We start from the raw sequence: 25,173 nt of genomic DNA on the forward strand, positions 1-25,173 counted from the left end.
GAGGGTGGCGGGGTTCGGGGCCGGGGTCCGGGCCCCGCCCGTCCCGTGTGCTTGGGGCATCGATCGGGCATCGACCGGGCGGGCGGGGGTCCGGACCGCGGAGCTCGGGTGCGGGCCGTGCGGGACGACCGCTGCTACTTGGCGCCGAGGCCGGCGTCCGCCACGGGGCTCTGGCCCTTCGCCGCGAGCACCTTGTTGAGCAGCGTGAGGTCGTAGATGCCGTTCAGGTTCGGCTTCTTGAGCAGACCCGCGGTGACGGCGTGGTCGGCCTCGGCCTGCAGGGTGGAGGCCAGCGGGTCGTCCAGGAAGTCGATGTCCTGCCAGGCCGGGTCGAGGACGGCCGGCTCCAGCGCGTTGCCGGCCTCCTTCTTGATGGCCTCGTTGGCGTCGGCCTTGGCCTTGTCCGGGTTGGCCTTGATGAAGGCGTTGGTGTTCACCGAGCCGCGCAGCACGGCCTCCACCACGTCCGGGTGCTCACTGAGGAACTTCTGCGAGACGATGATGTTGGTGATCACGAACTTCTTGTCCGGCCAGACGTCCTTCTCGTTGAGCAGGACCTTCGCGCCGAGGGTGACCAGCTTGGACGCGGTGGGCTCGGGCACCCAGGCACCGTCGATCGAGCCCTGCTTGTAGGCGTCCGGGGTGACCTTGTTGTCGGTGCGCACCACGCTCACGTCGCCGGCGCCGGACGAGGGGTCGACCTTGTAACCCTTGCCGGCCAGGTAGTTGAGGAGCGCCACGTCCTGGGTGTTGCCCAGCTGCGGGGTGGCGATCTTCTTGCCCTTGAGGTCGTCCAGGGTGGCGATCTTGTCCGGGTTGACCACCAGCTTGACGCCGCCGGAGGCCGAACCGCTGATGATCTTCAGCGACTTGCCCTCGGACTTGGTGAAGCCGTTGATCGCCGGGGAGGGGCCGATCCAGCCGATGTCGATGGAGCCGGCGTTCAGCGCCTCGATCTCGGCCGGGCCCGCGTTGAAGACCTGGGTCTTGACCTGGGTGGCGCCCAGTTCCTTCTGGAACAGGCCCTCCTGGAGGCCGACCAGCGGGGTGCCGTGGGTCAGGTTGGCGAAGTAGCCGATCCTGACCGTGTCGGCGGAGAGCTTCGCGCCGGAGGCGGAATCACCGGCCGCGGCCGCCGTCGCGGCCTTCTTGTCGTCGCTCTTCGAGCCGTAGCCGCAGGCCGAGAGCAGCGCCACGGCGGTGAGGCCGGCCACGGCGGCCGCGGCGGAGCGTCTGATCCGGCCGGCGGCGGGGCTTGCGGGGCTATGGAGGAGTGCCTGGTTCGGTGCCATGGGCGGAGTCCTGTTCACGGACGGACCGTCAGAAGGCGGTCTCGGGAGGGAGATCGGTCAAGGCGGTGCTTGCGGCATCGGGGGATGCCGGGCAAGCCGGGCGGCGTCGCTGTGCCTGCTGTGGGGAGGGACAGCGGCCGGCCCGGTGACGGGGCTGTGTGTCAGCCCCGTCGGCCCACACATCGCGTCAGGCCGCCCTGGCCGCTGCCGAGGACGCCGCTGCCGATGCGGCCGCCTTCCTTGTCCATGCCCGAGAACGCCTCGCTGGGCATCAGACCCAGTCCTCCTCGTCGGGGTCGGTGGTGCGTACGGTCTCGAAGGCCTCGCCCGCCATGCCGGCGGTGAGGGTGGTGCCGTCGGCCGGGTCGATCAGCAGGAACGAGCCGGTGCGGCGGTTGTCGGAGTAGCCGTCGAGTGCCAGCGGCTCGGCGGTGCGCAGCACCACGTGGCCGATGTCGTTGACGTTCAACCCCTCGGGGGCGGAGCGCTGTTCGAGGCCCCTGTCGCTGACCGGCGCGGTGATGTCGATCCGGTAGCTGATCTCCTTGACCAGTGCGCGCACGGTGCGGGTGGTGTGCTTGAGCAGGACCTTGTCACCGGTGCGCAGCGGGCGCTCGCTGAGGTGGCTGACGGTGGCCTCGATGTCCTTGGTGGGCAGCGGGGCGGGGCCGGCCGCGATCAGGTCGCCGCGGGAGATGTCGATGTCGTCGGCGAGGCGGACGGTGACCGACTGGGGGGCCCAGGCGATGTCCGTTTCCCGGCCGAGTGCGTCGATGCCGGCGACGGTGGTGGTGTGGCCGGAGGGCAGCACCGTCACCGGGTCGCCGACGCGCAGCACGCCGGAGGCCAACTGGCCCGCGTAGCCGCGGTAGTCGGGGTGCTCGTCGGTCTGCGGGCGGATCACGTACTGGACGGGGAAGCGGGCCGGCTCGGCGCTCGGGTCGGTGCCGACCGGCACCGTCTCCAGGTGCTCCAGCAGGGTCGGGCCGCCGTACCAGTCCATGTGGGCGGAGGGTTCGACCACGTTGTCGCCGGCGAGGGCCGAGATCGGGACGGCCACCACGTCCCTGACGCCGAGCGAGGCGGCGTAGGAGGTGAACTCCTCGGCGATGGCGGCGAAGACGGGCTCCGCGTACTCGACCAGGTCCATCTTGTTGACGGCCAGCACCACGTGCGGAACGCGCAGCAGCGCCGCGACGGCGGCGTGGCGGCGGGTCTGCTCGACCACGCCGTTGCGGGCGTCGACCAGGACGACGGCCAGCTCGGCGGTGGAGGCGCCGGTCACCATGTTGCGGGTGTACTGCACGTGCCCGGGGGTGTCGGCGAGGATGAACCGCCGCCGGGGGGTGGCGAAGTAGCGGTAGGCGACGTCGATGGTGATGCCCTGCTCGCGTTCGGCGCGCAGGCCGTCGGTGAGCAGTGCGAGGTCGGGTGCCTCCTGGCCGCGGCTGAGGGAGGCGCGTTCGACGGCCTCCAGCTGGTCGGCCAGCACGGACTTGGAGTCGTGCAGCAGGCGGCCGACCAGGGTGGACTTGCCGTCGTCGACGGAGCCGGCGGTGGCGAAGCGCAGCAGGGAGGTGGCGCTGGTCTCGGTGGTGGTGCTCATTTAGAAGTATCCCTCGCGCTTGCGGTCTTCCATCGCGGCCTCGGAGAGCTTGTCGTCGGCCCGGGTGGCGCCGCGTTCGGTGAGGCGGCTGGCGGCGATCTCGGCGATGACGGCCTGGATGTCGGTGGCGTCGGAGTCGACCGCTCCGGTGCAGGACATGTCGCCGACCGTGCGGTAGCGGATCAGGCGCCGCTGGACCGGCTCGCTCTCCTTGGGGCCGCCCCACTCGCCGGCGGTCAGCCACATGCCGTCGCGGGAGAAGACGTCGCGCTCGTGCGCGTAGTAGATCTCCGGGAGCTCGATGCCCTCGCGCTCGATGTACTGCCAGACGTCCAGCTCGGTCCAGTTGGAGAGCGGGAAGACGCGTACGTGCTCGCCGGCGGCGTGGCGGCCGTTGTAGAGCGACCAGAGCTCGGGGCGCTGGCGGCGGGGGTCCCAGGCGCCGAACTCGTCGCGCAGGGAGAAGACGCGCTCCTTGGCGCGGGCCTTCTCCTCGTCGCGGCGGCCGCCGCCGAACACCGCGTCGAACTTGTGGGACTCGATGGCGTCGAGCAGGGGCACGGTCTGCAGCGGGTTGCGGGTGCCGTCGGGGCGCTCGCGCAGCCGGCCGTCGTCGATGAAGTCCTGGACGTGGGCGACGTGCAGGCGCAGGTTGTGCCTCGCCGCGACCCGGTCGCGGTACTCGATGACCTCGGGGAAGTTGTGGCCGGTGTCGACGTGCAGCAGCGAGAAGGGGACGGCGGCCGGCCAGAAGGCCTTCAGGGCCAGGTGCAGCATGACGATGGAGTCCTTGCCGCCGGAGAAGAGGATCACCGGACGCTCGAACTCCCCCGCGACCTCACGGAAGATGTGCACCGACTCGGCCTCGAGCGCGTCCAGGTGGGACAGTGCGAAAGGCCCCTCTGAATCCTTGTCGGGGTCCTGGGCCGGGATCAGGCTGTCGGTCGCGGTGGTCATGCGAGACCCCTCTCGGTCAGGAAGGCGTGCAGCTCGGCGGCGCTCTCGGCCACCTCGCGGCCCTGGGTCTGCAGTCGCAGCTCCGGGTCCGCGGGGGCCTCGTACGGGTCGTCGACGCCGGTCAGGCCGGAGAGTTCGCCGGCCGCCTGCTTGGCGTAGAGCCCCTTGACGTCGCGCTCGGCGCAGAGCTCGACCGGGGTGGCGACGTGGATCTCCAGGAACTCGGTGCCGTGGGCGGCGTGCCGGTCGCGGACCGCCGCGCGGGAGTCCGCGTAGGGGGCGATCACCGGGGCGAGCACCTTGACGCCGTTGGCGGCGAGCTTCTCGGCGACGAAGCCGATCCGGGTGACGTTGGTGTGCCGGTCCTCGCGGGTGAAGCCGAGCCCCTTGGAGAGGAACTCGCGGATCTCGTCGCCGTCCAGGACCTCGACCTTGTGGCCCTCGGCGCGCAGCCGCTCGGCCAGGGCGAAGGCGAGCGTGGTCTTGCCGGCGCTCGGCAGCCCGGTCAGCCACACGGTGGCGCCGCGCTCGCAGGGGGCGGCCGCGGGGGCCGCCACAGCATCTGCGACGGAGCCGCGGCGGCTCACGGTGGTGGTGGTCACGGGGTGTCTCCAGACGGGTGTCGACGGTGGGTCAGAGGTGGATGCCGCACTCGGTCTTGCCGGAGCCGGACCAGCGGCCGGCCCGGGCGTCCTCGCCCTCGGCGGGCTTGCGGGTGCAGGAGAGCGGCGAGCAGCCGACCGACGTGTACCCCTCCCACAGCAGCGGGTTGAGCAGGACGCCGTTGGCGTTGACGTAGGCGTCCACGTCCTCCTGCGTCCAGCGGGCGATCGGGGCGATCTTGACCTTGCGGCGCTTGGCGTCCCAGGCGACGACGGGGGTGTCGGCCCGGGTCGGCGACTCGTCGCGGCGCAGCCCGGTGGCCCAGGCGTCGTAGCCGCCGAGGCCGCGGTTCAGCGGCTCGACCTTCCGCAGCGAGCAGCAGAGGTCCGGGTCGCGGTCGTGCAGGTGGGGCCCGTACTGGGCGTCCTGCTCGGCCACGGTCTGCAGCGGCTTGAGGGTGATGACGTTGACCGGCATCACCGCGGCCACCGCGTCCCGGGTGCCGATGGTCTCCGCGAAGTGGTAGCCGGTGTCCAGGAACACCACGTCCACGCCGGGGAAGACCGAGGAGGCGAGGTGGGCGACGACCGCGTCCTCCATGGAGGAGGTGACGCAGAACCGCTTGCCGAAGGTGTCGGCGGCCCACGTCAGGATCTCCTGCGGGGTCGCCTCCTCCAGCTCGCGGCCGGCGGCGGTGGCGATCGCCTCGTAGTCGTTCGTCGTGCCGGTCATTCCGCGGACCCCCCGCCGGTCCGACCGCCGTTGGCCGGCGAGAGCAGGCCGAGGAACTTCAACTGGAAGGCCCGGCGGCAGCCGTGGCACTCCCAGGCGCCGTGCCCGGCCTCGGACGGGCGCAGGTCCTCGTCCCCGCAGTACGGGCAGAAGAACGGGGCGGCTCGCTCACTCACGACAGCTGCTCCTCACTGGCCCGGGCCGCCCACTGGGCGAAGCGCTCGCCCTCGGCGCGGTCGGCCTGGTAGCGGGTCAGGACGCGCTCGACGTAGTCGGGCAGGCCGTCCTTGGTGACCTTGAGGCCGCGGACCTTGCGGCCGAAGCCGGCCTCCAGCCCGAGCGCGCCGCCCAGGTGGACCTGGTAGCCCTCGACCTGCTCGCCGTTCTCGCCGGTCACCAGCTGGCCCTTGAGACCGATGTCCGCGACCTGGATGCGGGCGCAGGCGTTCGGGCAGCCGTTGATGTTGATGGTCAGCGGCTCCTCGAAGTCGGGCAGCCGCTTCTCCAGCTCGTCGATGAGCGTGCGGCCGCGCTCCTTGGTCTCGACGATGGCGAGCTTGCAGTACTCGATGCCGGTGCAGGCCATGGTGCCGCGGCGGAACGGCGACGGGGTGACCCGCAGGTCCAGCGCCTCCAGGCCGGCCACCAGGGACTCCACCTGGTCCTCGGCGATGTCGAGGACGAGCATCTTCTGCTCGGCGGTGGTGCGCAGCCGGTCGCTGCCGTGGGCGGCGGCGAGGTCGGCGATCTGCCCGAGCAGCCTGCCGTCGACCCGGCCGACCCGCGGCGCGAAGCCGACGTAGAACTTTCCGTCCTTCTGCCGGTGCACGCCGACGTGGTCGCGCCAGCGGCCGCCGGGCTCCTTCGGCGCGGGGCCGTCGACCAGCCGGTACTTGAGGTACTCGTCCTCCAGGACCTGGCGGAACTTCTCCACGCCCCAGTCGGCGACCAGGAACTTCAGCCGGGCGCGGTTACGCAGCCGGCGGTAGCCGTAGTCGCGGAAGATGCCGATCACGCCGCCGTAGACGTCCGCGACCTCGTCCAGCGGGACCCACGCGCCCAGGCGGACGCCGAGCTTGGGGTTGGTGGAGAGGCCGCCGCCGACCCAGAGGTCGAAGCCGGGGCCGTGCTCGGGGTGGACGACGCCGACGAAGGCGATGTCGTTGATCTCGTGCGCGACGTCCAGCAGCGGGGAGCCGGAGACCGCGGACTTGAACTTGCGCGGCAGGTTGGAGAAGTCCTTGTTGCCGATGAACCGGCGCTGGATCTCCTCGATGGCGGGGGTGCCGTCGATGATCTCGTCCTCGGCGATGCCGGCCACCGGGGAGCCGAGGATGACGCGGGGGGTGTCGCCGCAGGCCTCGGTGGTGGAGAGCCCGACGGCCTCCAGCTTCTGCCAGATCGCCGGGACGTCCTCGATCCGGATCCAGTGGTACTGGACGTTCTGCCGGTCGGTCAGGTCCGCGGTGTTGCGGCCGTACAGCTCGGAGACCTCGGCGATCGCCTTGAGCTGGGCGACGGTCAGCCGGCCGCCGTCGATGCGGACCCGGAGCATGAAGTACTCGGCGTCCAGCTCGTGCGGGTCCAGGATCGCGGTCTTGCCGCCGTCGATGCCCTCCTTGCGCTGGGTGTACAGACCCCACCAGCGCATCCGGCCGCGCAGGTCGGCGGGGTCGATCGAGTCGAAGCCGCGGTGCGCGTAGATCGTCTCAATACGTGTCCGCACATTGAGACCGTCGTCATCCTTCTTGAACTGCTCGTTGGCGTTCAGAGGAGTGAAGTGCCCCATGCCCCACTGGCCCTCACCGCGGTGGCGGGTCACCTTGCGCGGCGCGGCGGGACGGCGCGCGGCGGCGCTGTCGGCCGTGGGCTCGGCGGTCTCGGGAGTGGTGGCCATGGTGAAGTCCTTCGGGGCAGGTGGCTCTGACGCCGGGTGGGTCGCTGGACGTGCACGGCGGTACGGTGCTGCTGTGACCTGCTGGTTTGTCAGGGCCGGGAGAGCAGTGGCCGGGGCCGGGCGGGCGCCTGCGCATCCGCTTCAGCGGGGATGGCGAGGGTGGTGGCGCCGGGTGCGGTGGGTGGCGGCGGGGTGGGGCTCAGATCACCGGACACATGGCGCTGGACACGCGAAGGAGATCGACGTGGAGTCGACCTACTAGGGTGGTTCCGGCGCTAGGCATGGCAAGAGATTCGCACGGCGCACGACGTGCGGTCCACTAACGTCCGTATTCTGGACGCAAAGGTTTCGCATTTCGAGATGCTTGGGCGTTCCCGCCGCTCGCCGGTCCGGCGCCCGGTGACCGCCGTCCGACACGGAGATCAACGGACCCGTTCGGGCCCGATACCGTTAGCCCTGTGCAACCAGCAGGCGAAACGACGAGACCGAACCCCGAGCGGCCCTCCCGTCGTCGGGGCAGGGGCTCCCGGCGCGCGGCCAAGCAGGTCACCTGGCGCAGTACGGCCTGGGCCCTGGTCAAGGACACCACCAACACCTGTGTCGAGTACCGGGTCACCGGCCTCGCCGCCGAGGCGGCGTTCTTCACCCTGCTGTCCATCCCGCCGCTGCTGCTCTGCCTGGCCGGCACCCTCGGTTACCTGGACGACTTCCTCGGCGCGGGCACGATCGACAAGCTCAAGCAGGACATCCTCACGGCCTCCGGGACGGTCCTGTCGGACTCGTCCATCAAGGAGGTCGTCGTCCCGCTGCTGAACGAGGTCTTCAACCACACCCGGCCCGACCTGGTCTCGATCGGCTTCCTGCTCTCGCTCTGGTCCGGCTCCCGGGCGCTCTACATCTTCATCGACACCATCACCGTGATGTACGGGCTCGACGGCAAGCGCGGCATCGTCAAGACCCGGCTGATGTCACTCGGCCTCTACCTCGGTGCACTGGTGATCGGCTCTCTGGTGCTGCCGCTGCTGCTGGCCGGGCCGGGCCTGGTGCAGAACGCCGTGCAGGACCTCGCGACCGTGGTCAACGCGCTCTACTGGCCGTTCGCGATCCTGCTGCTGATCGTCTCGCTCACCACGCTCTACCACCTGGCCGTGCCGGTCTCCACCCCGTGGCGCGAGGACATCCCCGGTGCCCTGGTGGCCCTGGTCGTCCTGGTCTTCTGCAGCGTGGGCCTCCGGCTGTACCTGGTCAGCTCGGTCGAGGGCCGGTCGGCGTACGGCTCGCTGGCCGCGCCGGTGGCCGTCCTGCTCTGGATCTTCGTGGTCGCGCTCGCGGTGCTGATCGGCGCCGCGATGAACGCCGCCATAGACCGCCGCTGGCCCACCCTGGAGACCGCCGACGCCCGCGCCGAGAACGAGCGCGCCCACGAGGAGGCGGCCGCGGCCGTGGTCCGCGAGGTCGCCGCCCGGCGCGCCGTCGAACGCGCCCGGCGGGCACGCGAGCTGGGCCTCGGCGAGGGGGCCGAGGAGGAGTACTGGGAGGAGGAGGGCGAGGACGTCGACGTGCCCTCCGAGTACCCGGAGCGCTGGGCCGACGTGCTCGCGGCCGACAACGTCCGGGCCCGGCTCACCACCCGCGGCGGCGGTCCGCACCACCGGCCGACGCCGCCGCCCCCGGACAGCGACCGGCCGACCGCGCCGCCGCCCGAACACCCGCTGCCCGGCCACCCGCCCCGGCCGCCGTGGGACCGGCGCTGACCCCTCCCGCCGGTGCTACCGGGCGGGCTCCAGCGCTGACCCCTCCCGCCGGTGCTACCGGGCGGGCTCCAGCGCCGTCCGCCCGGCCGAGTCGCTGAGTTTCAGCAGCAGGGCGGTCATCAGCCAGTTCGCCAGCAATGACGAGCCGCCGGCCGCCAGGAAGGGCAGCGCCTTGCCGGTCAGCGGGATCAGCCCGCTGACCCCGCCCACCACCACGAACACCTGGAGCGCAAGGGCGGCCGACAGCCCGGTGGCCAGCAGCTTCCCGAAGGGGTCGGTCAGGCCGATCGCCGTCCGCAGCCCGCGCTGCACCAGCAGGCCGTAGAGCAGCAGCACCGCCGTCACCCCGGTCAGGCCCAGCTCCTCGCCGATGGTGGTGAAGATGAAGTCGCTGCGCCCGGCGAAGCCGATCTCCCAGGAGTGGCCGAGGCCGAGCCCCGTCCCGGTCAGGCCGCCGGTGCCCAGGCTGAACAGCGCCTCGGCCGGCTGGGCCGAGATCAGCGCCGGGTCGTGCTTGGGGAGGTAGTAGTCCAGCGGGTGCAGCCAGGCCTCCACCCGGCCGTGCACGTGCGGCTCCAGGGTGCCGACCGCGGCCGCGCCGCCGACCGCCATCAGCAGGCCGATCACCGTCCAGCTCGTCCGCTCGGTGGCCGTGTAGAGCATCACCACGAAGACACCGAAGAAGATCAGCGAGGTGCCGAGGTCGCGTTCGAAGACCAGCACCAGCAGGCTGACCACCCAGATCGTCAGCACCGGCCCGGCGTGCCGGCCGCGCGGCAGGGTCAGCCCCCAGACCCGGCGGCCGGCCAGCGCCAGCACGTCCCGGTAGGTCATCAGGTAGCCGGCGAAGAAGATCGTGATGGCGACCTTGACGAACTCGTCCGGCTGGAAGGAGAGCCCGCCGAGCCGGATCCAGCGCTTCGCCCCGAAGGTGTCGCCGGGGAAGAAGGCGGGCGCGGCCAGCAGGATCAGCGCGCCCGTCATCAGCAGGTAGACGTACCGCTGGAAGGCGCGGTGGTGGCGCACCGCCACGATCAGCACCACGGCCGCCACCACGGCGATCACCACCCAGGTCAGCTGGGACGGCGCGGTCGGGACCTTCTGCCAGTCGCCCTTGGCGGCGTGGGCGAGCCGGTAGGAGAAGTCCAGGCGGTCGAGCAGGACCAGGCCGAATCCGGTCAGCAGCACCGCGAGCGGCAGGATCAGCGGGTCCGCGTACGGGGCGAAGCGGCGTACCGCCAGATGCGCGGCCAGTGCCAGCAGGCCCAGGCCGGTGCCGTGCGCCGCCAGGCCGGGCGGCACGCGGCCGGTCAGCCCCAGGGCGGCGTCGGCGTGCCCGGCCAGGCAGACCAGGACCGCGAGGACGAGCAGGAGGAGCTCGACGTTGCGAAGGCGCGTGGCCCGGCGGCGGCCCTCGCCGCGTGCAGTGCTCGGCACCCCTGCGTCTCCCCGCTCGACCCCGTGGGCGCGGTGCCGACGGCATACCGGTCCAGACGAGCCCCGGCGGTACGGCGGTTGCGGTGCGGGTGCGGGTGCGTCGGCGATGGGGCGCGGTCGAGGTCCGACGCGGACGAGGACAGGACTTGACCTCGGCAAAACCTTGAGGGGCCCAGGCAAAGCCTTGGCCAGCCCGAGGTATGGAAACGCCCCCCGAGGCCGGTGATCCACTCCGGCCCGGCCATCATGGCCGGGCGCCGTCCACTCCGCCCGGACGACGGCGAGGCGGCGACGGCACGGCACGGACGGGGTGAGCGGACGGATGGACGGCTCGGCGCAGGCGACCGGCTACCACGGACCGCCGCCCTGGCAGTGGGCCGACCTGGCCACCTCGTGGACGGCCGAGCCGCTGGTGCTCACGCTCGCCGTGCTGCTCGGCGGCTGGTACCTGTACGCCGCGCGGACGGCCGGCCGGGCCGGGCCGGAGCGCTGGCAGCCGACCAGGACCGCCGCCTTCCTCGGCGGGCTGCTGCTCTGGGTCTGGGCCACCTGCTCCGGCCTCGGCGTGTACGAGCGGGTGCTGTTCACCGACCGGGCGGTGCAGGTCGTGCTGCTGCTGATGCTGGTCCCGCTGCTGCTCGCGCTCGGCGCGCCGGTCTCGCTGCTGGCCCGCTCCTCACCGCCGGACCGCCGCGAGCGGATCCTGCGGGTGCTGCGCAGCCGCCCCTCCAAGGTGCTGATGTTCCCGGCCGTGTCGACCGCCCTGCTGCTGGCCCCGCCGTGGCTGCTGTACTGCACCCCCTGGTACGAGGAGTCGCTGACCAGCCCGGTGGGGAACGCCGTGCTGCACCTGGCACTGGTCGCGCTCGGGCTGGCGTACTTCTGGCCGCGGCTGCAGATCGACCCGGTCGGGCACGAGTACCCGCACCTGGTCGGCCTGTTCATCACCTTCGCGGAGGTGATCTTCGACGCGGCGCTCGGCATCCTGCTGATTTACGGGGGCCATCGCGTCGCCGGGCACTACTACGAGGCGCTCGGCCGGCCCTGGGGCCCGAGCCCGGCGCAGGACCAGACCTGGGGCGGCAACGCGCTCTGGGTGCTCGGGGACCTGGTCGGGCTGCCGTTCCTGGCCGCGCTGGTCCGCCGCATGATCGTGCAGGGGCGGGAGGAGAGCGCCGCCGTGGACGCCGAACTGGACGCCCGCTTCGAGGCGGCGGCCGCCGAGGCGCGGGCGACGGGCGCGCCGGCCGAGGACGAACAGGGCATGCGGCCCTGGTGGCTGGACGACCCCGGCCTGCGGAACCGGTACGGCGGGTCGTCGTCCTGAAGCCCGTGGCGGAAGGCCGTGGGCGGGCCGCCAGCTTCACCGCCCCGCGCGCTTCACCGCCCCGCGCGCTTCACCGCCCCGCGCGCTTCACCGCCCCGCGCGCTTCACCGCCCCGCGCGCTTCACCGCCCCGGCCGCTTCACCGCCCCGCCCGCTCCACCGCAGGTCAAAAACCGGTTGGCAGGGGCGGCGGCGCTCGTTACGGTGTGATCAGTCCGATCGGGGGGCCGCGTTCTTGCCGGCCCGAGAAGAAGCAGGAGGTGAGCCTCGTGGCTGTCGCTGTCGTCACGGCTGCCCTGAGCAGCTCTCGCACACACCACCTCTCCCTCCCGGCCGCCGGCTGACACCGCCGCACTCGCGCGCGCAGCCGTAGCCCGGCGGGATCACTTTCCTCCCGAAGGGCCCACTGCGTTGTTCAACGCTGCCTCCGTTTCCTCTTCTCCTTCTCTCCTCACCTCCTCCGAGACCTCGGACTCCGCGCTGGCCGGCTACGGCTGGACGTCCGAGTCCGCGGAGCGCTTCGCCCCGCTCGCCGAGGCCGGGCTGACGCCTGCCCGGATCGTCCGCGTCGACCGGGGCCAGTGCGACGTCGTCCTGGCGGACCCGGAGACGGGCGCGCTGCGTACCGTCCGGGCCGACACCCGGCCGGTCGGCGACGCCGACATGATCAACTGCCCGTGCACCGGCGACTGGGCGGCCGTGGACCTCGCGGCCCAGCCGATGCCGGCCGTCGCGGCGCTGCTGCCGCGCTCCACCGCGATCATCCGCAAGGTGGCCGGCAAGCGGTCCGACGGCCAGGTGCTGGCCGCCAACGTCGACACCGTCGTGATCGCCGCCTCGCTCGCCGCCGAGCCCGACCTCGGCCGGATCGAGCGCTTCCTCGCCCTGGCCTGGGAGTCCGGTGCCGAGCCGGTCGTCGCCCTCACCAAGGCCGACCTGGTGGACGACGCCGACTTCATCCGCGCCGACGTCGAGTCCATCGCCCCCGGCGTCACCGTGCTGGTGGTCAGCGCCGAGACCGGCGAGGGGGTGGACGTGCTGCGCGCCTGCACGCCCGGCACCACCGCCGTGATCGGTCAGTCCGGCGTCGGCAAGTCCACCCTGACCAACGTGTTGGCCGGCGCCGACGTGATGGCCGTCCAGCAGGCCCGCGCGGTCGACCAGAAGGGCCGCCACACCACGACCACCCGGGAGCTGATCCCGCTGCCCGGCGGCGGGGTGCTGATCGACACCCCCGGTCTGCGTGAGGTCGGCCTCTACGGCGGCGAGGGCGTCGCGATGGCCTTCTCCGACATCGAGGAGCTGGCCGAGGACTGTCGCTTCCACGACTGCGGCCACCACACCGAGCCCGGTTGCGCCGTCCGGGCCGCGCTGGCGGACGGCACGCTTTTGCAGCGCCGGATGGACAGCTACCTCAAGCTCCAGCGCGAGAGCGAGTGGATCGCCTCCCGCTCGGACGCCCGGCTGGCCTCGGCCCGGCTGAAGAAGTGGAAGACCATGACCAAGTCGCTGCGCGCGTCGGGTGGCCCCGTGAAGAAGTGACCGTCACGGCGGCCGGGCCCCCTCCGGCCCGGCCGCCGGGTGTGCCCCGTGTTCTCCGGCCCCGGCACGGCCGCCCGACGCCCGTGTCCGATATCCGCCAGTCGACCGGCCTCCGGTGCCGCAGACTGGACTGCGTGATCGACGACGACATCCGGTACCGAGCCGTGGACAGCCGCGACGCCCGCTTCGACGGCGTCTTCTTCACGGCCGTCACCTCGACCGGCATCTACTGCCGACCGAGCTGCCCCGCCGTGACCCCCAAACGCGCCAACTGCACCTTCTACCCCAGCGCGGCCGCCGCCCAGGGCGCCGGGTTCCGCGCCTGCCGCCGCTGCCGCCCCGACTCGGTGCCCGGCTCGCCGGAGTGGAACCACCGCGCCGACCTGGTCGGCCGCGCCATGCGGCTGATCGGCGACGGCGTGGTCGACCGCGAGGGGGTCGCCGGCCTCGCCGACCGCCTCGGCTACAGTGCCCGCCAGCTCCAGCGCCAGCTCACCGCCGAACTCGGTGCCGGGCCGATCGCCCTGGCCCGCGCCCGCCGTGCCCAGACCGCCCGGCTGCTGCTCCAGACCACCGAACTGCCGGTCACCGAGATCGCCTTCGCGTCCGGCTTCGCCTCCGTCCGGCAGTTCAACGACACCGTCCGCGAGGTCTACGACCGCACCCCCAGCGGGCTGCGCGCCGAGGTCACCGCCGGCCGCCGGACCGCCACCCCCGCGGGCGGCCTCACCCTGCGCCTCGCCTACCGCGGCGCGCTCGACAGCGACCACCTGATCGACTTCCTCGCCCTGCGCGCCGTTCCCGGGGTGGAGGAGGTCGTCCCCGGCGCGCGACCCGGCGTCCGCACCTACCGCCGCACCCTCGCCCTCCCGTACGGGCACGGCATCGCCGAGGTCGACGGCCTCGCGCCCGAGGAGCCGCGCACGCGCGGGTGGCTGGACTGCCGGCTCTTCCTCACCGACCTGCGGGACCTGCCCACCGCCGTCCAGCGGGTGCGGATCCTCTTCGACCTCGACGCCGACCCGGACGCCGTCGACGAGCAGCTCGGCGCCGACCCGGTCCTCGGCGCGCTGGTCCGCTCCCGCCCCGGCCTGCGCTCACCCGGCCACGTCGACCCGCACGAGCTGGCCGTCCGCGCCGTGCTCGGCCAGCAGATCACCGTCGGCGCCGCCCGCACGCTGGCCGCCCGGCTCGCCGAGAAGTACGGCACCGCGCTGCCCGAGCCCAGCGGCGGCCTGCGGCTGATCTTCCCGAGCGCGGCCGCCCTCGCCGTGGCCGATCCCGAGGACTTCGCCATGCCGGCCGCCCGCCGCCGGGCGCTCACCGGCCTCTGCGCCGCCCTGGCCGAAGGCGTCGTGCGGCTCGACGGCGGCGTCGACCGCGAGGACGCTGCCGCCCAACTGCTCGCCCTGCCCGGCATCGGCCCCTGGACCGTCGGCTACCTGCGGATGCGGGCCCTGGCGGACCCGGACGTCTTCCTGCCCACCGACGTCGGCATCCGCCACGGCCTCACCCGGCTCGGCGCCCCCGGCGACCCGAAGTCCGCCGCCCACGCGGCCGGGGCCTGGGCACCCTGGCGCTCGTACGCCGTCCACCGGCTCTGGGCGGGCGCCGCGAGCGACCACAGCACCGAAAGCACCGGAACGGAGATGCAGGACGCATGACCACCACCGTCTTCACCCACATGGAGAGCCCGTTCGGCCGGCTGCTGCTCAGTGGCGTCCTGCCGGAGGACGGCGGACCGGCCGCCCTGGCCACCGTCACCGCCCCCGGCCAGAAGTACGCGCTCGCCGAACCCGCGGACGCCTGGGTCCACGATCCGGACGCCCTCGCCGAGCCGGTCGCCCAGCTCACCGCGTACTTCGCCGGTGAACGCACCACCTTCGACCTCCCGCTCGCCCCCGTCGGCACCGAGTTCCGCCGGCAGGTCTGGGCCGCCCTCGACGAGATCCCCTACGGCGAGACGGTCACCTACGGTCAGCTGACCGACCTCGCGGGCGCCTCCCCCAAGGCCGTCCGCGCCGTCGGCGGCGCCGTCGGCGCCAACCCCCTGCTCATCGTCCGCCCCTGCCACCGCGTCCTCGGCGCCAACGGGGCCCTCACCGGTTTCGCCGCCGGCACCGACCGGAAGCGGTGGCTGCTGGACCTGGAGAGCGGGACGTTGTTCTGAGGCGATGTGAATCAGACGTGAGTCAGACGTGGATCAGTGAAGCGGATCAGACGCCGAGGTCGTCCGGCAGGAGCCGGAAGGCCGCGTGATCGGTCAGCGGCCGGATCGCGCGCGTAGTCCGTCGACGGCGGCCGCTATTCGGCCTCCGCCCGCAGGGTGACGCGCCAGTTGTTGCTGCGCATGGGGCGGCCGGGCGGGAACTCGAAGTCCGTCTCACCCAGGAGTGTGAAGCCGGCCTTGCGGCAGACGGCGTTGGAGGCGGGGTTGCCGGCAGCGTCGCCCTCGGGGAGCAGGACGATGCGGTACATGCAGCCGATGCCCGAGGGCACGAAGTCCAGGTAGCGGCGGTGGCGGACGAGGAGTTGTTCATCCGTCTGCGGGCCGCCGACGTGCTGCTTCATCTCGGGGACGTTGACCCGGCGGAGCAGGGCGAGGTCGGCGTCGGTCCAGGGTTCGAGGCGGAGGTGCGCGGGGTCCATCCCGGGACGGTAGCCTCGGCGGCCGCCCGGCGGCACGGATTATTCGGGGGCGGCCGGCCGGGCGAGGGCGCGGGCGAGGTTGTCGAGGGCGGGGAGCGCCTGCGTGACGGCCTCGCGGTCGGCGGGGGAGAGGGCGTCGAGGGCGGTCGCGATGCGGCGCTCGTGGGCCTGCTGCCAGTCGTCGAGCTGGCCCCGGCCGGCCGGGGTGAGGGCGATGCGGGCGGTGCGGCGGTCGCCGGGGTCGGCCTGGCGGTCGACGAAGCCGGCTTCCAGGAGCTTGCCGACCAGACCGCTGACGGTGTTGGGGGCGAGCCGCTGGCGGGCGGCGAGTTCACCGACCCGGAGCGGGGCGGCGGCGAGCGTCTGGAGGAGTTCGACCTGCGCCATCGGCAGGGACTCCCACGGGTAGTCGGTGCGGATGCTGCTGCGCAGGGCGCGGCGCAGCCGGGTGACCACGTCGGTGAGCCGCCGGGCGCGTTCGATCGCCGGGGGTGCGAGGTCCGGACGTTCGGCGGCCTCGTGCCGCTGGGGTTCGGCGGCGGGGTCGGGAACGGGCGGTGACGGCGACATGGCGGACAGCGTATCGCCTGGTGGTGACCGTTCCGACGTTCCGTTCGCATGCCGATCAGCTCGTTGGGAGAACATGTCTGCATCAGATATATTCCCCGCATGAACGCCACCGACCTCGCCGCCCGACTGCTCACCGAGCACCCCCGGCCGCGCGGCATCGCCCGGTGGCGGCACGCCCACTGGCTGGCCGTCGGCACCGTCTGCCTCGGGGCGTTCCTCGGCCAGCTGACCGCCAGCGTCACAGCCCTCGTCTTCCCCGCGCTCGGCAGCCACTTCCGGGCCGGCTTCGCCGCCGTCGAGTGGGTCGCGCTGGCCTACCTGCTGGTGCTGGTGGCCCTGCTCGCGCCGATCGGCTGGCTCTCCGACCTGGTCGGCCGCAAGACCATGTACCTCGGCGGCTTCGCCGTCTTCGGGCTGGCCTCGCTCGGCGCCGGCCTGGCCGGCAGCCTCGGAGTGCTGGTGGCCTGCCGGGCGGTGCAGGCGGTCGGCGGCGCGATGATGCAGGCCAACAGCGTAGCCCTGGTGGCCCGCGGCGTCCCCGAGCACGCGATGCGGCGGGCGCTGGGCATCCAGGCGGCCGCGCAGGGGCTCGGCCTGGCACTCGGTCCGAGCCTCGGCGGGCTGCTGGTGGAGCACGCCTCCTGGCGCTGGGTGTTCTGGATCAACGTGCCGATCGGAGCGCTGGGCATCCTGGCCGGCTGGTTCCTGCTGCCCCGGACCCGCACCGAGGGCACACCTGCGAAGAAGGAGGGCGAGCGGGCGAGGACGGAGGACGAGGGCCGTTTCGACCTGCCCGGCCTGCTGCTGCTCACCGGCGCCACCACCGCACTGCTGCTCGCCCTCTCCACCGCCTCCGGCCTGCCGCTGCCCGGCTGGGCGGTCGGCGTGCTGCTGCTCGCCTCGGCGGTGCTCACGCTCGGTCTCGTCCGGCAGGAGCGTCGGGCGAGCCGGCCGCTCCTGGCACCGGGGCTCGTCAACACCCCCGGGGTGCGGCCCGGGCTGGTGGTCGCGCTGATCGGCTACCTGCTGCTGTTCTGCCCGCTGGTGCTGGGCCCGGTGCTGCTCACCGGGGCGGGCGTCCCGCCGGCCCGGGCAGGCCTGGTGATCACGCTGCTCCCGGCCGCGTTCGCACTCGCGGCGACGGTCGGCGGCGGGCTGCTGCCCCGGGGCTGGTCGGACGTCGCCCGCTGCCGGGCCGGCGCGGCCGTCGCGGGCGCCGGGCTGCTGCTGTTCGCGGTGGTGCCGGCGGGCGGCGAACCCTCGGCCGGCCCGCTGCTGCTCGCCGCCCCGCTGGTGGTCGCCGGCTGCGGGCTCGGCCTGCTGCTGCCCGCCAACAACGCGCTGGTGATGCGGGCGGTCCCGGCGGAGTGTTCGGCGGTCGGCGGCGGGATGGTGAACATGGCCCGCAGCCTCGGTACGGCCCTCGGGACGGCTCTGCCCGTCCTCGGCGTCCATCTGGCGGGCGCGGCGTCCGGCGGCCGGGCGGTGCTGCTCGGTCTCGCCGCCGTCGCCGCCCTGGCGGTGGCGCTGGTCCGGCCGACCCGCGTCCGCGGGCCGGCCCCCGCCCGGACCCCGGCAGGCGTCTGACGGGGTCCGGCGGGGGCCAACCGGACCGTGCAGAGCCGGACCGTGCAGGGCCGGACCGCGCAGGGGCGAACCGCGAAAGGGCCGGGGGGGGGGGGGGGGGGGGGGGGGGGGGGGGGGAGGGGAAGGGGCTGGGGGGGGGGGGGGGGGGGGGGGGGGGGGGGGGGGGGGTCCCGTCCCCCCCCCCCCCCCCCCCCCCCCCCCCGGCCCTTCCGGGGCGCGGAGCGTCAGGCGGGAACGCCGGGGGCGGCGCCGCGCTCCGTGAGCATGTCGGTGATCAGCTGGATCTCGGACGTCTGCCCGACCACCATCGACTGGGCGAGCCGCTTCTCGGTCTCGTTCTTGGCCAGGTCGACATAGCCCTGGGCCATCTCCACCCCGCCCTTGTGGTGCTCCAGCATCAGCTGCAGGTAGTACACCTCGGCCTCACGCCCGCTGAGCGAGCGCAGCTTGGCGAGCTGGGCGTTGGTGGCCATGCCGGGCATCAGCGAGCCGTCGTGCGCGTCGTAGGTGTGGTTCATCTTCATCCACGCCATCGGCTTGGCCGGCGAGTGCTGCGGGAGCCTCCACTGGTCGAGCCAGCCCATCATCATCCCGCGCTGGTTGGCCTGGGTGTTGATGATGTCGAAGGCGAGGGTGCGGACCGGCTCGTCGCCCGTCCGGTCGCGGACGATGAACGACAGGTCGACGGCCTGCTGGTGGTGGGTCGCCATGTCGCGGGCGAACCCGGCCTCGGGGGAGTCGCCCGCCGGGGCCGTCAGCGAGGACGAGCCGGAGGCGGACGTCCCGCTCGCCACCAGCGCGGGCACCCCGAGGGCGAGGGCGACCGCGGCGGCCAGCGCGGCCGGCCACCAGAGCCGCCGGCGGGAGGCGCCGGGGGCCTCGTCCGCGTCCACGGGTGTCGCCGCGTCCGTGGTCACATCGCCCCCATGGTGCAGGACGCGCCCGGCTCCTGGGTCTGCTGGCCCTGCACGTACTTGGTGAAGAACTCGTTCACCCGGGGGTCGTTGGCGTTGTCCACGATCAGCTGGGTGCTCCACGCGTTCAGCGTGATGGTGCCCTGCTCGTCCGGGTACGGGCTCATCAGCGAGTACGGGGTGGCCTTCACCTTGTCGGAGAGCGTCTTGATGTCGTCCGGCGTGGCCTTGCCGTTGTACGTCACCCAGACCGCGCCGTGCTCCAGCGAGTGGACGGCGCGCTCGTTCTCGACCGGCTGGTCGTAGACGTGGCCCATGCAGTCCAGCCAGATCGCGTTGTGGTCGCCGCCGACCGGCGGGGTCATCGGGTAGGTGACCTTCTCCTTGACGTGGTTGCGGCTCAGGTCGCCGAAGGTCTTCACGCCGTCGATCGGCGCGTTGGCGGCGGCCTCCTTGGCCTTCTTGTCGTTGTTGGCGTCGACCACGATCCAGGTGCCGGTGGCTATCGCGGCGATCACCAGCACGCCTACGAGCACCGAGGCGAGGATCTTGTTGCGGCGGTCGCGGCGCTGCTCGGCGGCGCGGAGCTCGACGATCCGGGCGCGGCGGTCCGCCGTGCCCTGCTTGCCGCCGGGCTTGTTGGACTGCTTGGAGGCGGAACCCATGTGGTGTCCTTGTCCCCGCCGCACGCTGCGGGCGCGGCGGTCTGAAGTGGGGGGCGGAGGGGCGGATCCGTCGGTGCCGTCCGTCCTGCCGGTCCGCTCGGACGGGCAGGGGGGGCGGCCGGCGGTGGGTTCCGCTCAGGACCGGTGGACTTGGAGCGCGTGCAGGTCGGGTGCCGGGTGCGAACCGTCCAGCAGCCCCCGCGGCACCACCCTCGGCAGGGCCTCGGGCGGGTCCGGGCGGGGCGCCACGGCGGGCTGGGGCTGCGGCGGCGCGTTGGGGAGCTGGGCGTCCTGGCCGCAGTACGGGTGGCCGGAGCAGCCTTTGTCGCGGTGCGGCGGCTCGCCGTCGGCCGAGCACCACGTCCAGTGCCGGGGTCCGTCCACATGGCGGGACGGGTGTACCGCGTCCGCTGCCCCCGGCACCGCCGGCGCCTCGGCGGACAGGCCTGCGGACAGGCCTGCGGACAGGCCTGCGGACAGGCCGGCGAGGGTGGTGGACGTCGCGGCCGCCGACGGGTCGGACCGGTCGGCCGAGGCCGCCTGGGCCTGGCCCGCGCACGGCAGCGCCGTCAGCAGTCCGACCAGCAGCAGGACCCACAGCACACCCACCGGGCGACCCGCGAATGCGGCCCTCCCCGGTCGGGACGATCTGGGGGCCGACGCGGTCATGCGCACATTTAATCAGCCGAACGAGTGAAGCGATGCCCCTCCTCGGCCCTCATTTTCGGTGCCCGAAAGGGTCGAACACCCTGTAAACGCCCTGCTCGGGGCAGTTCCGGCAAGCACGGACGGAACGGAAGCGGAACACCGGGCGAACCCGGCGATCGGGATCATCCGATCAGTGCACGGTATGTCGCCGAAACCCGGACAGCGTCGTTGCTCTTGGAGACAATGACGTCGAGTCCGGCCCCGCCGGGGGCGGCGCGCACACGGACCGACCAGGAGCCGCCAGATGAGCAAAAAGGGTGCACCCGCACAGCAGCACCGGTCGGACGACGGCTGGTGGGACACGGTCTACGAAGGGCCGGCGGGCACCCTCCCCGACACCCCCGACGCGCAACCGGGGGAGGGCAGCGTCGACGACTGGTTCGAGACGGCGGCCGGGCTGATCGGGCGGCAGCGGACGGACGAGGCAGTCGCCGAGACGGTGGCCGAGGCCGCGGACGCGGGTACGGAAGCACCTGCCGAGCGGGCGCGTGCCGACGAGGACGTCGCGCAGGAGGCGGTGCTGGAGCGGGACAGCATCGACGACTGGTTCGACACCGCGGTCGGGGTGATCGGGCAGCAGCGCGACCCGGACGAGACACACCGGTTCCCGGCCCCGCCCTGGGCGGCAGCCGAGGCGGAGGTGGCAGCGGCTGCGGAGGTGGGAAAGGGGACGGAACCGGAGGCCGAGGTCGACCCCGGGCCGGCTCCCGTTCCGGAGGAGACAGCCGAACCCGCGCCCGAACCCGAACCCGAACCCGAGCCCGAGCCCGAACCCGAGCCCGAAGCCGTACGGGAGCCCACGCCGGACCCCGTTCCGGAACCCGCGCCGGACCCCGTTCCGGAACCCGCGCCGGTCGTCGCACGGGAGCCGGGGCCCGTCGCGCCCGAACCCGAGCCCGAACCTGAAGCCGTACCGGAACCCGAGCCGCGGCCGGCCCCCGCCCACGCCTCCGCCCCCGCCCCGGCCCCCGCTCCCGCGCCACGCCCTGCCCCCCGGTCGGTGCTCGCCGGTGCCGGGCCCACCGTGCCGCACGTCGGCGAGCGCCCGCCCACGTACGGGCCCGAGCCGACCGTCGTGCCCGAGGCGGACCCCGGCGCGCTCGGCGCCGTCGTGCCGGACACCGTCCTGGAGGGCGCCCAGTACGGCGCCGCCACCCTGCGGGCCGTCTCCGTCCGCGGCGACTCCGCCCGCTACCGCGGCGAGCCCCGCGGGGACACGCTGCTGGTGACCAGGTTCGGCGAGGCCCCCGACGGGCTGCTGCTCGCCGCGCTCGGCGGCTTCGACCGCACCGGCGCGGACGGCGAGGTGGCCGCCGAGGCCGTCGCCACCGCCACCGCCGAGGCCGTCCGCCAGCTCGCCACCGCGATCGGCCGCAGCCGGACCGGGCTCGCCGCCGACCTGCGCGACGGCGCCCGCGACCGCCTCCGGTACGGCCTCCAGCGCCTCGCCACCAGCGCGGCCGCCCCGTTGCGTGCGCTCACCCACGACCCGGAGGGCGACGACGGCACGGCGTCCCCGGCCGCGCTGCACTGCATGCTGCTCCCGCTCGACCCGGAGGCCTCCTACCGGGCGGCCTTCGGGGTCGGCCCGGGCGGGCTCTACCTGCTGCGTTCCGGCCACTGGATCGACGCGTACGCCGCGCGGCTGCTGCACCACCCGGACGGCCAGCCACCGGTGCCGGACGCGCCGGCGCCGGACCGGCGCCCGTTCCGCTTCCGGATGGTCCCGGCCACCCCGGGCGACATCCTGCTGCTCTGCACCCCCGGCCTGGCCCGCCCGATCGCCGACGAGCCGGCCGTCGCCCACTTCCTCTCCTCCCACTGGGCGCACCCCCACCCCCCGGGCACCGTCGACTTCCTCCGCCAGGTCCAGGTCCGTGCCAAGGGCTACGCCGACGACCGCACGGCCGCCGCCGTCTGGACGGAGTGAGGCACGGGGAGCGGCCCGGCCGGAGGCAGCCGCGGCCCGGCCGGCCGGGTCAGCTCCCGGCGCCCAGCAGGGTGGCGCAGGCCGACTCGGCGAGCTGCAGCGCGCGGGGGCGCAGTGCACCGGGGAGTCCGAGGGCGAGCGGGACGGCGAGGCCGTCGAGGAGGGCGCGGATCTGGGCGGCGCGGTCGGGGGCGGTGCCGGGCGTGAAGTGGCCGGTGGTGGCGCCCTCTTCGAGGAGGGCGACGAGGTCCGCGTCCCACGGTGCCTCGATCTCCAGCTGCCCCTGCCGGAGCTCCTCGCTGGCGGGGGAGCGGCCCCACACCTCGACCCAGAGGATCCAGCGCGGGTCGCCGGGGCCTTCGGGGAGGTAGAGCCGGGCGTAGGCGGAGAGCCGGTCCCAGACGTCCCGGGTGCCGTCGGTCAGGGCGTCGTGGCGGCGGGCGCCGAGCTGCTCCTCGCTCCAGCGCAGCGTCTCCAGCAGCAGCTGGTCCTTGCTGCCGAAGTAGTAGAGCAGGTGCCCGGCGCTCATCTGGAGCTGCTTGCCGAGGCCGGCCATGGTGAGCTTGGCGAGCCCGTGTTCGGCGATCGAGGCCCGCGCGGTGGCGAAGACCTCCTCGCGGGCGCGCGCCGGGCGGCGCGGGCGGGCGTCCGCCATCTGCTGCTCTCCTCTGTGTCCGGGGGCTTCACGATACTGACCAGGCCGGGAACGGCGCGGAGTGGGAAGTCGGCCGGTCCGGCTTCCCACTCCGATCAGCCCGGGTGCGGCTCCGGCCTCCGCAGCCGCCACGTCCCGGGTGCGGGAGATCACAACCCCGGTCCGATGACGGCGACGCTGCCAGCAGTCTCTGACAGCGGGCACGCCGACCCGCGTAGGCTCCTGCCGGGCCTACCGCCAGGCCTTTTGTCTCCTTACAGGCCAGGGCCCTGACCTGCGGGAACATCAGGCCTTCGGCTGCTGCTGGGTAATACAGTGGATGCCGCCGCCGTTGGCGAAGATCTCCGTGGCGTCGACCAGTTCGACCGTGCGGCCGGGGTAGGCCCGCTCCAGGACGGCCTTGGCCTCCTCGTCGCGCGGGTCGTTGAAGGCGCAGAGGATCACGGCGCCGTTGGCCACGTAGTGGTTGATGTAGGAGTAGTCGACCGGCTCGCCCTCCTCGTCCAGCAGGACGGTGGGGGCGGACAGCTCGATGACCTCGAGCGCCCGGCCCTGGGCGTCGGTGGACGCGCGCAGGATGGCGACCAGTTCCTTGCACACCTCGTGGTCGGGGTGGGCCGGGTCCGGCTGGACATGGGCGACCACGACACCGGGGCGGACGAAGGAGGCGACGATGTCGATGTGGCCGCGGGTGCCGAACTCGTCGTAGTCGCGCGTGAGTCCGCGCGGCAGCCAGATCGCCTTGGTGGTGCCGAGGAAGGCGTGCAGCTCGGCCTCGACCTCCTCCTTGGTCCAGTCGGAGTTGCGGCCCTCGCCGAGCTGGACGGTCTCGGTGACCAGGACCGTGCCCTCGCCGTCGACGTGGATGCCGCCGCCCTCGTTGATCAGCCGCGAGGCGAACCGCTGGACGCCCGTCAGTTCGCCGATGTGCTCGGCGATGTGCTGGTCGTTGTCCCAGCGGGCCCAGGACTGCGCGCCCCAGCCGTTGAAGATCCAGTCGGCGGCGGCGAGCGAGCCGTTGCCGTCGATCAGGAAGGACGGGCCGATGTCGCGCATCCAGGCGTCGTCCAGCGGGCGCTCGACGATCTCCACCCGCTCGGAGACGTACTTGCGCGCCTCCTCGGTCTCACCGGTGTTGACCATCAGGGTCACCGGCTCGTACCGGACGATCGTGTTGGCCACCGCGGCCCAGGCCTCGCGGCCGGCGTGCAGGTGCTCCGGGCTGTCGAAGGTCGGGTTGGTGGTGGGGAAGGCCATCCAGGTGCGGTCGTGCGGGTGCCATTCGGCGGGCATCCGGTAGCCGAGCGAGGCGGGGGTGGGGGTGGTCATCTTCGCGTCCTAGGAAGGGAGGTGAGGGTGGGGGAGGTCTCAGAGGAAGTACAGGCGGCTGAGCGAGACGCTGTCGGCGGGCTCGGAGCGCAGCGGGTCGCCGTCGAGCGAGACGAGGCCGGTCTCGGTGACCTGGACGTTGCCGATCCGGGCGTTGCGCACCATGTCGCGCGGGCCGATGCCGCGGGTGCCGCGGACGCCGACACGCCGGCGGCGGGTGGGCATGCCGTCGGCGGCCCGGTCGAGGTAGGCGCCGTCGGCGGCGGCCTGGGCGACGAAGGCGACGGAGATGTCGGCGGCGGTGGCGCCGTGGGCGCCGAACTGGGGGCCGAGGACGAGGGGTTCGCAGCGGTCGGTGGAGGCGTTGGGGTCGCCGACGACGCCGTAGGCGGGGAAGCCGGACTTGAGGACGAGCTGGGGTTTGGCGCCGAAGTGGTCGGGGCGCCAGAGCACGATGTCGGCGAGTTTGCCGATCTCGATGGAGCCGACCTCGTGGGCCAGGCCGTGGGCGATGGCGGGGTTGATGGTGAGTTTGGCGATGTAGCGAAGGACGCGCTCGTTGTCGTCGCCGCTCTCGGTCGTCCCGTAGCCGCCGTCGAGGGGGCCGAGTTCGGCCTTCATCTTGCCGGCCATGGCGAAGGTGCGGCGCACGGTCTCGCCGGCGCGGCCCATGCCCTGGGCGTCGGAGGAGGTGATGCCGATGACGCCGAGGTCGTGCAGGACGTCCTCGGCGCCCATGGTGCCGGCGCGGATGCGGTCGCGGGCCATGGCGGCGTCGCCGGGCAGGTCGACCTTGAGGTCGTGGGCGGAGACGATCATGCCGAAGTGCTCGCCCAGCGCGTCCCGGCCGAAGGGCAGGGTGGGGTTGGTGGAGGAGCCGATGACGTTGGGGACGCCGGCCATCTTCAGCACGTTGGGGACGTGCCCGCCGCCGCAGCCCTCGATGTGGAAGGCGTGGATGGTGCGGCCTTCCAGGACCTTGAGGGTGTCCTCGACGGAGAGGCACTCGTTCAGCCCGTC

Annotated in this window: 24 protein-coding genes; 7 read left to right on the forward strand and 17 right to left on the reverse strand. The window is 73.4% G+C overall.

The features are described 5' to 3' along the window. Positions 1–134: 134 nt before the first annotated feature. The 8 genes from ACZ5WK_RS07550 to ACZ5WK_RS07585 all read right to left on the reverse strand — a co-directional run bounded on the left by ACZ5WK_RS07550 (position 135) and on the right by ACZ5WK_RS07585 (position 7,370). Positions 135–1,292, reverse strand: coding sequence for an aliphatic sulfonate ABC transporter substrate-binding protein (locus tag ACZ5WK_RS07550; RefSeq protein ID WP_465545885.1), 1,158 nt, complete (start codon positions 1,290–1,292; stop codon positions 135–137). Positions 1,293–1,563: 271 nt separating this feature from the next. Beyond that, positions 1,564–2,898: a sulfate adenylyltransferase subunit 1 gene (locus ACZ5WK_RS07555; RefSeq protein ID WP_465545887.1), complete on the reverse strand. Its 1,335-nt coding sequence runs from the start codon at positions 2,896–2,898 to the stop codon at positions 1,564–1,566. Next, complete coding sequence (gene cysD / locus ACZ5WK_RS07560; RefSeq protein WP_465545889.1) at positions 2,899–3,855, reverse strand: sulfate adenylyltransferase subunit CysD; 957 nt, start codon at positions 3,853–3,855, stop codon at positions 2,899–2,901. It lies immediately after the preceding gene. After that, positions 3,852–4,412: an adenylyl-sulfate kinase gene (cysC, locus tag ACZ5WK_RS07565; protein WP_465545963.1), complete on the reverse strand. Its 561-nt coding sequence runs from the start codon at positions 4,410–4,412 to the stop codon at positions 3,852–3,854. The genes cysD and cysC overlap by 4 nt, the downstream gene beginning before the upstream one ends. 76 nt (positions 4,413–4,488) lie before the next feature. Then, on the reverse strand, positions 4,489–5,190 hold the full coding sequence (locus tag ACZ5WK_RS07570) for a phosphoadenylyl-sulfate reductase (RefSeq protein ID WP_465545891.1): 702 nt from the start codon (positions 5,188–5,190) through the stop codon (positions 4,489–4,491). Then, positions 5,187–5,366, reverse strand: coding sequence for a hypothetical protein (locus ACZ5WK_RS07575; protein WP_465545893.1), 180 nt, complete (start codon positions 5,364–5,366; stop codon positions 5,187–5,189). The genes ACZ5WK_RS07570 and ACZ5WK_RS07575 overlap by 4 nt, the downstream gene beginning before the upstream one ends. Next, on the reverse strand, positions 5,363–7,087 hold the full coding sequence (locus ACZ5WK_RS07580) for a nitrite/sulfite reductase (RefSeq protein ID WP_465545895.1): 1,725 nt from the start codon (positions 7,085–7,087) through the stop codon (positions 5,363–5,365). Before ACZ5WK_RS07580 ends, ACZ5WK_RS07575 begins: the two co-directional genes overlap by 4 nt. 199 nt (positions 7,088–7,286) lie before the next feature. After that, entirely contained in the window at positions 7,287–7,370 is an 84-nt protein-coding gene (locus tag ACZ5WK_RS07585; protein WP_353963037.1) for a putative leader peptide, read from the reverse strand. Positions 7,371–7,545: 175 nt separating this feature from the next. On the opposite strand from ACZ5WK_RS07585, the gene ACZ5WK_RS07590 reads away from it, so the two are divergent. Next, on the forward strand, positions 7,546–8,841 hold the full coding sequence (locus ACZ5WK_RS07590; RefSeq protein WP_465545897.1) for a YihY/virulence factor BrkB family protein: 1,296 nt from the start codon (positions 7,546–7,548) through the stop codon (positions 8,839–8,841). Between the two features lie 54 nt (positions 8,842–8,895). Here the strand turns inward: ACZ5WK_RS07590 and ACZ5WK_RS07595 are convergent, their stop codons facing one another. After that, entirely contained in the window at positions 8,896–10,278 is a 1,383-nt protein-coding gene (locus ACZ5WK_RS07595) for an FtsW/RodA/SpoVE family cell cycle protein (protein WP_465545899.1), read from the reverse strand. 322 nt (positions 10,279–10,600) lie between these two features. Between ACZ5WK_RS07595 and ACZ5WK_RS07600 the strand changes: the two genes are divergently transcribed. The 4 genes from ACZ5WK_RS07600 to ACZ5WK_RS07615 all read left to right on the forward strand — a co-directional run bounded on the left by ACZ5WK_RS07600 (position 10,601) and on the right by ACZ5WK_RS07615 (position 15,316). Beyond that, positions 10,601–11,605, forward strand: a complete 1,005-nt coding sequence (locus ACZ5WK_RS07600) for a cytochrome c oxidase assembly protein (protein WP_465545901.1) — start codon at positions 10,601–10,603, stop codon at positions 11,603–11,605. Between the two features lie 410 nt (positions 11,606–12,015). After that, positions 12,016–13,146 (forward strand): ribosome small subunit-dependent GTPase A, encoded by a 1,131-nt coding sequence (rsgA, locus tag ACZ5WK_RS07605; protein ID WP_465545903.1) that lies wholly within the window; start codon positions 12,016–12,018, stop codon positions 13,144–13,146. A 134-nt stretch (positions 13,147–13,280) separates the two neighbouring features. Continuing rightward, positions 13,281–14,810 (forward strand): DNA-3-methyladenine glycosylase 2 family protein, encoded by a 1,530-nt coding sequence (locus ACZ5WK_RS07610; RefSeq protein ID WP_465545905.1) that lies wholly within the window; start codon positions 13,281–13,283, stop codon positions 14,808–14,810. Next, complete coding sequence (locus ACZ5WK_RS07615) at positions 14,807–15,316, forward strand: methylated-DNA--[protein]-cysteine S-methyltransferase (protein WP_396319240.1); 510 nt, start codon at positions 14,807–14,809, stop codon at positions 15,314–15,316. Before ACZ5WK_RS07610 ends, ACZ5WK_RS07615 begins: the two co-directional genes overlap by 4 nt. 134 nt (positions 15,317–15,450) lie before the next feature. Here the strand turns inward: ACZ5WK_RS07615 and ACZ5WK_RS07620 are convergent, their stop codons facing one another. Beyond that, entirely contained in the window at positions 15,451–15,795 is a 345-nt protein-coding gene (locus tag ACZ5WK_RS07620; RefSeq protein ID WP_465545907.1) for a hypothetical protein, read from the reverse strand. A 39-nt stretch (positions 15,796–15,834) separates the two neighbouring features. After that, entirely contained in the window at positions 15,835–16,365 is a 531-nt protein-coding gene (locus ACZ5WK_RS07625) for a MarR family winged helix-turn-helix transcriptional regulator (RefSeq protein ID WP_465545909.1), read from the reverse strand. A 99-nt stretch (positions 16,366–16,464) separates the two neighbouring features. On the opposite strand from ACZ5WK_RS07625, the gene ACZ5WK_RS07630 reads away from it, so the two are divergent. Continuing rightward, on the forward strand, positions 16,465–17,952 hold the full coding sequence (locus ACZ5WK_RS07630; RefSeq protein WP_465545911.1) for an MFS transporter: 1,488 nt from the start codon (positions 16,465–16,467) through the stop codon (positions 17,950–17,952). Positions 17,953–18,176: 224 nt separating this feature from the next. Here the strand turns inward: ACZ5WK_RS07630 and ACZ5WK_RS07635 are convergent, their stop codons facing one another. The 3 genes from ACZ5WK_RS07635 to ACZ5WK_RS07645 all read right to left on the reverse strand — a co-directional run bounded on the left by ACZ5WK_RS07635 (position 18,177) and on the right by ACZ5WK_RS07645 (position 20,140). Next, positions 18,177–18,869, reverse strand: a complete 693-nt coding sequence (locus ACZ5WK_RS07635; RefSeq protein ID WP_465545913.1) for a DUF305 domain-containing protein — start codon at positions 18,867–18,869, stop codon at positions 18,177–18,179. Beyond that, on the reverse strand, positions 18,866–19,531 hold the full coding sequence (locus ACZ5WK_RS07640; protein ID WP_465545915.1) for a DUF3105 domain-containing protein: 666 nt from the start codon (positions 19,529–19,531) through the stop codon (positions 18,866–18,868). Before ACZ5WK_RS07640 ends, ACZ5WK_RS07635 begins: the two co-directional genes overlap by 4 nt. A gap of 135 nt (positions 19,532–19,666) precedes the next feature. After that, positions 19,667–20,140 (reverse strand): hypothetical protein, encoded by a 474-nt coding sequence (locus tag ACZ5WK_RS07645; protein WP_465545917.1) that lies wholly within the window; start codon positions 20,138–20,140, stop codon positions 19,667–19,669. Positions 20,141–20,483: 343 nt separating this feature from the next. Here ACZ5WK_RS07645 and ACZ5WK_RS07650 point away from each other — a divergent pair, with 343 nt between their 5' ends. Then, a complete protein-coding gene (locus ACZ5WK_RS07650; protein ID WP_465545919.1) occupies positions 20,484–22,169 on the forward strand; it encodes a protein phosphatase 2C domain-containing protein in 1,686 nt (561 codons plus the stop codon). A gap of 49 nt (positions 22,170–22,218) precedes the next feature. Here ACZ5WK_RS07650 and ACZ5WK_RS07655 read toward each other — a convergent pair whose 3' ends face one another. The 3 genes from ACZ5WK_RS07655 to ACZ5WK_RS07665 form a co-directional block, all read right to left on the reverse strand. Next, complete coding sequence (locus ACZ5WK_RS07655) at positions 22,219–22,824, reverse strand: TetR family transcriptional regulator C-terminal domain-containing protein (protein ID WP_465545920.1); 606 nt, start codon at positions 22,822–22,824, stop codon at positions 22,219–22,221. Between the two features lie 285 nt (positions 22,825–23,109). Continuing rightward, positions 23,110–24,153, reverse strand: a complete 1,044-nt coding sequence (locus ACZ5WK_RS07660) for an agmatine deiminase family protein (RefSeq protein WP_465545922.1) — start codon at positions 24,151–24,153, stop codon at positions 23,110–23,112. 39 nt (positions 24,154–24,192) lie between these two features. Continuing rightward, positions 24,193–25,173, reverse strand: a 981-nt coding sequence (locus ACZ5WK_RS07665) for an urease subunit alpha (RefSeq protein ID WP_465545924.1), incomplete at its 5' end; no start/stop codon positions are given.

The sequence above is a fragment of the Kitasatospora sp. NPDC032757 genome, assembly GCF_055579305.1.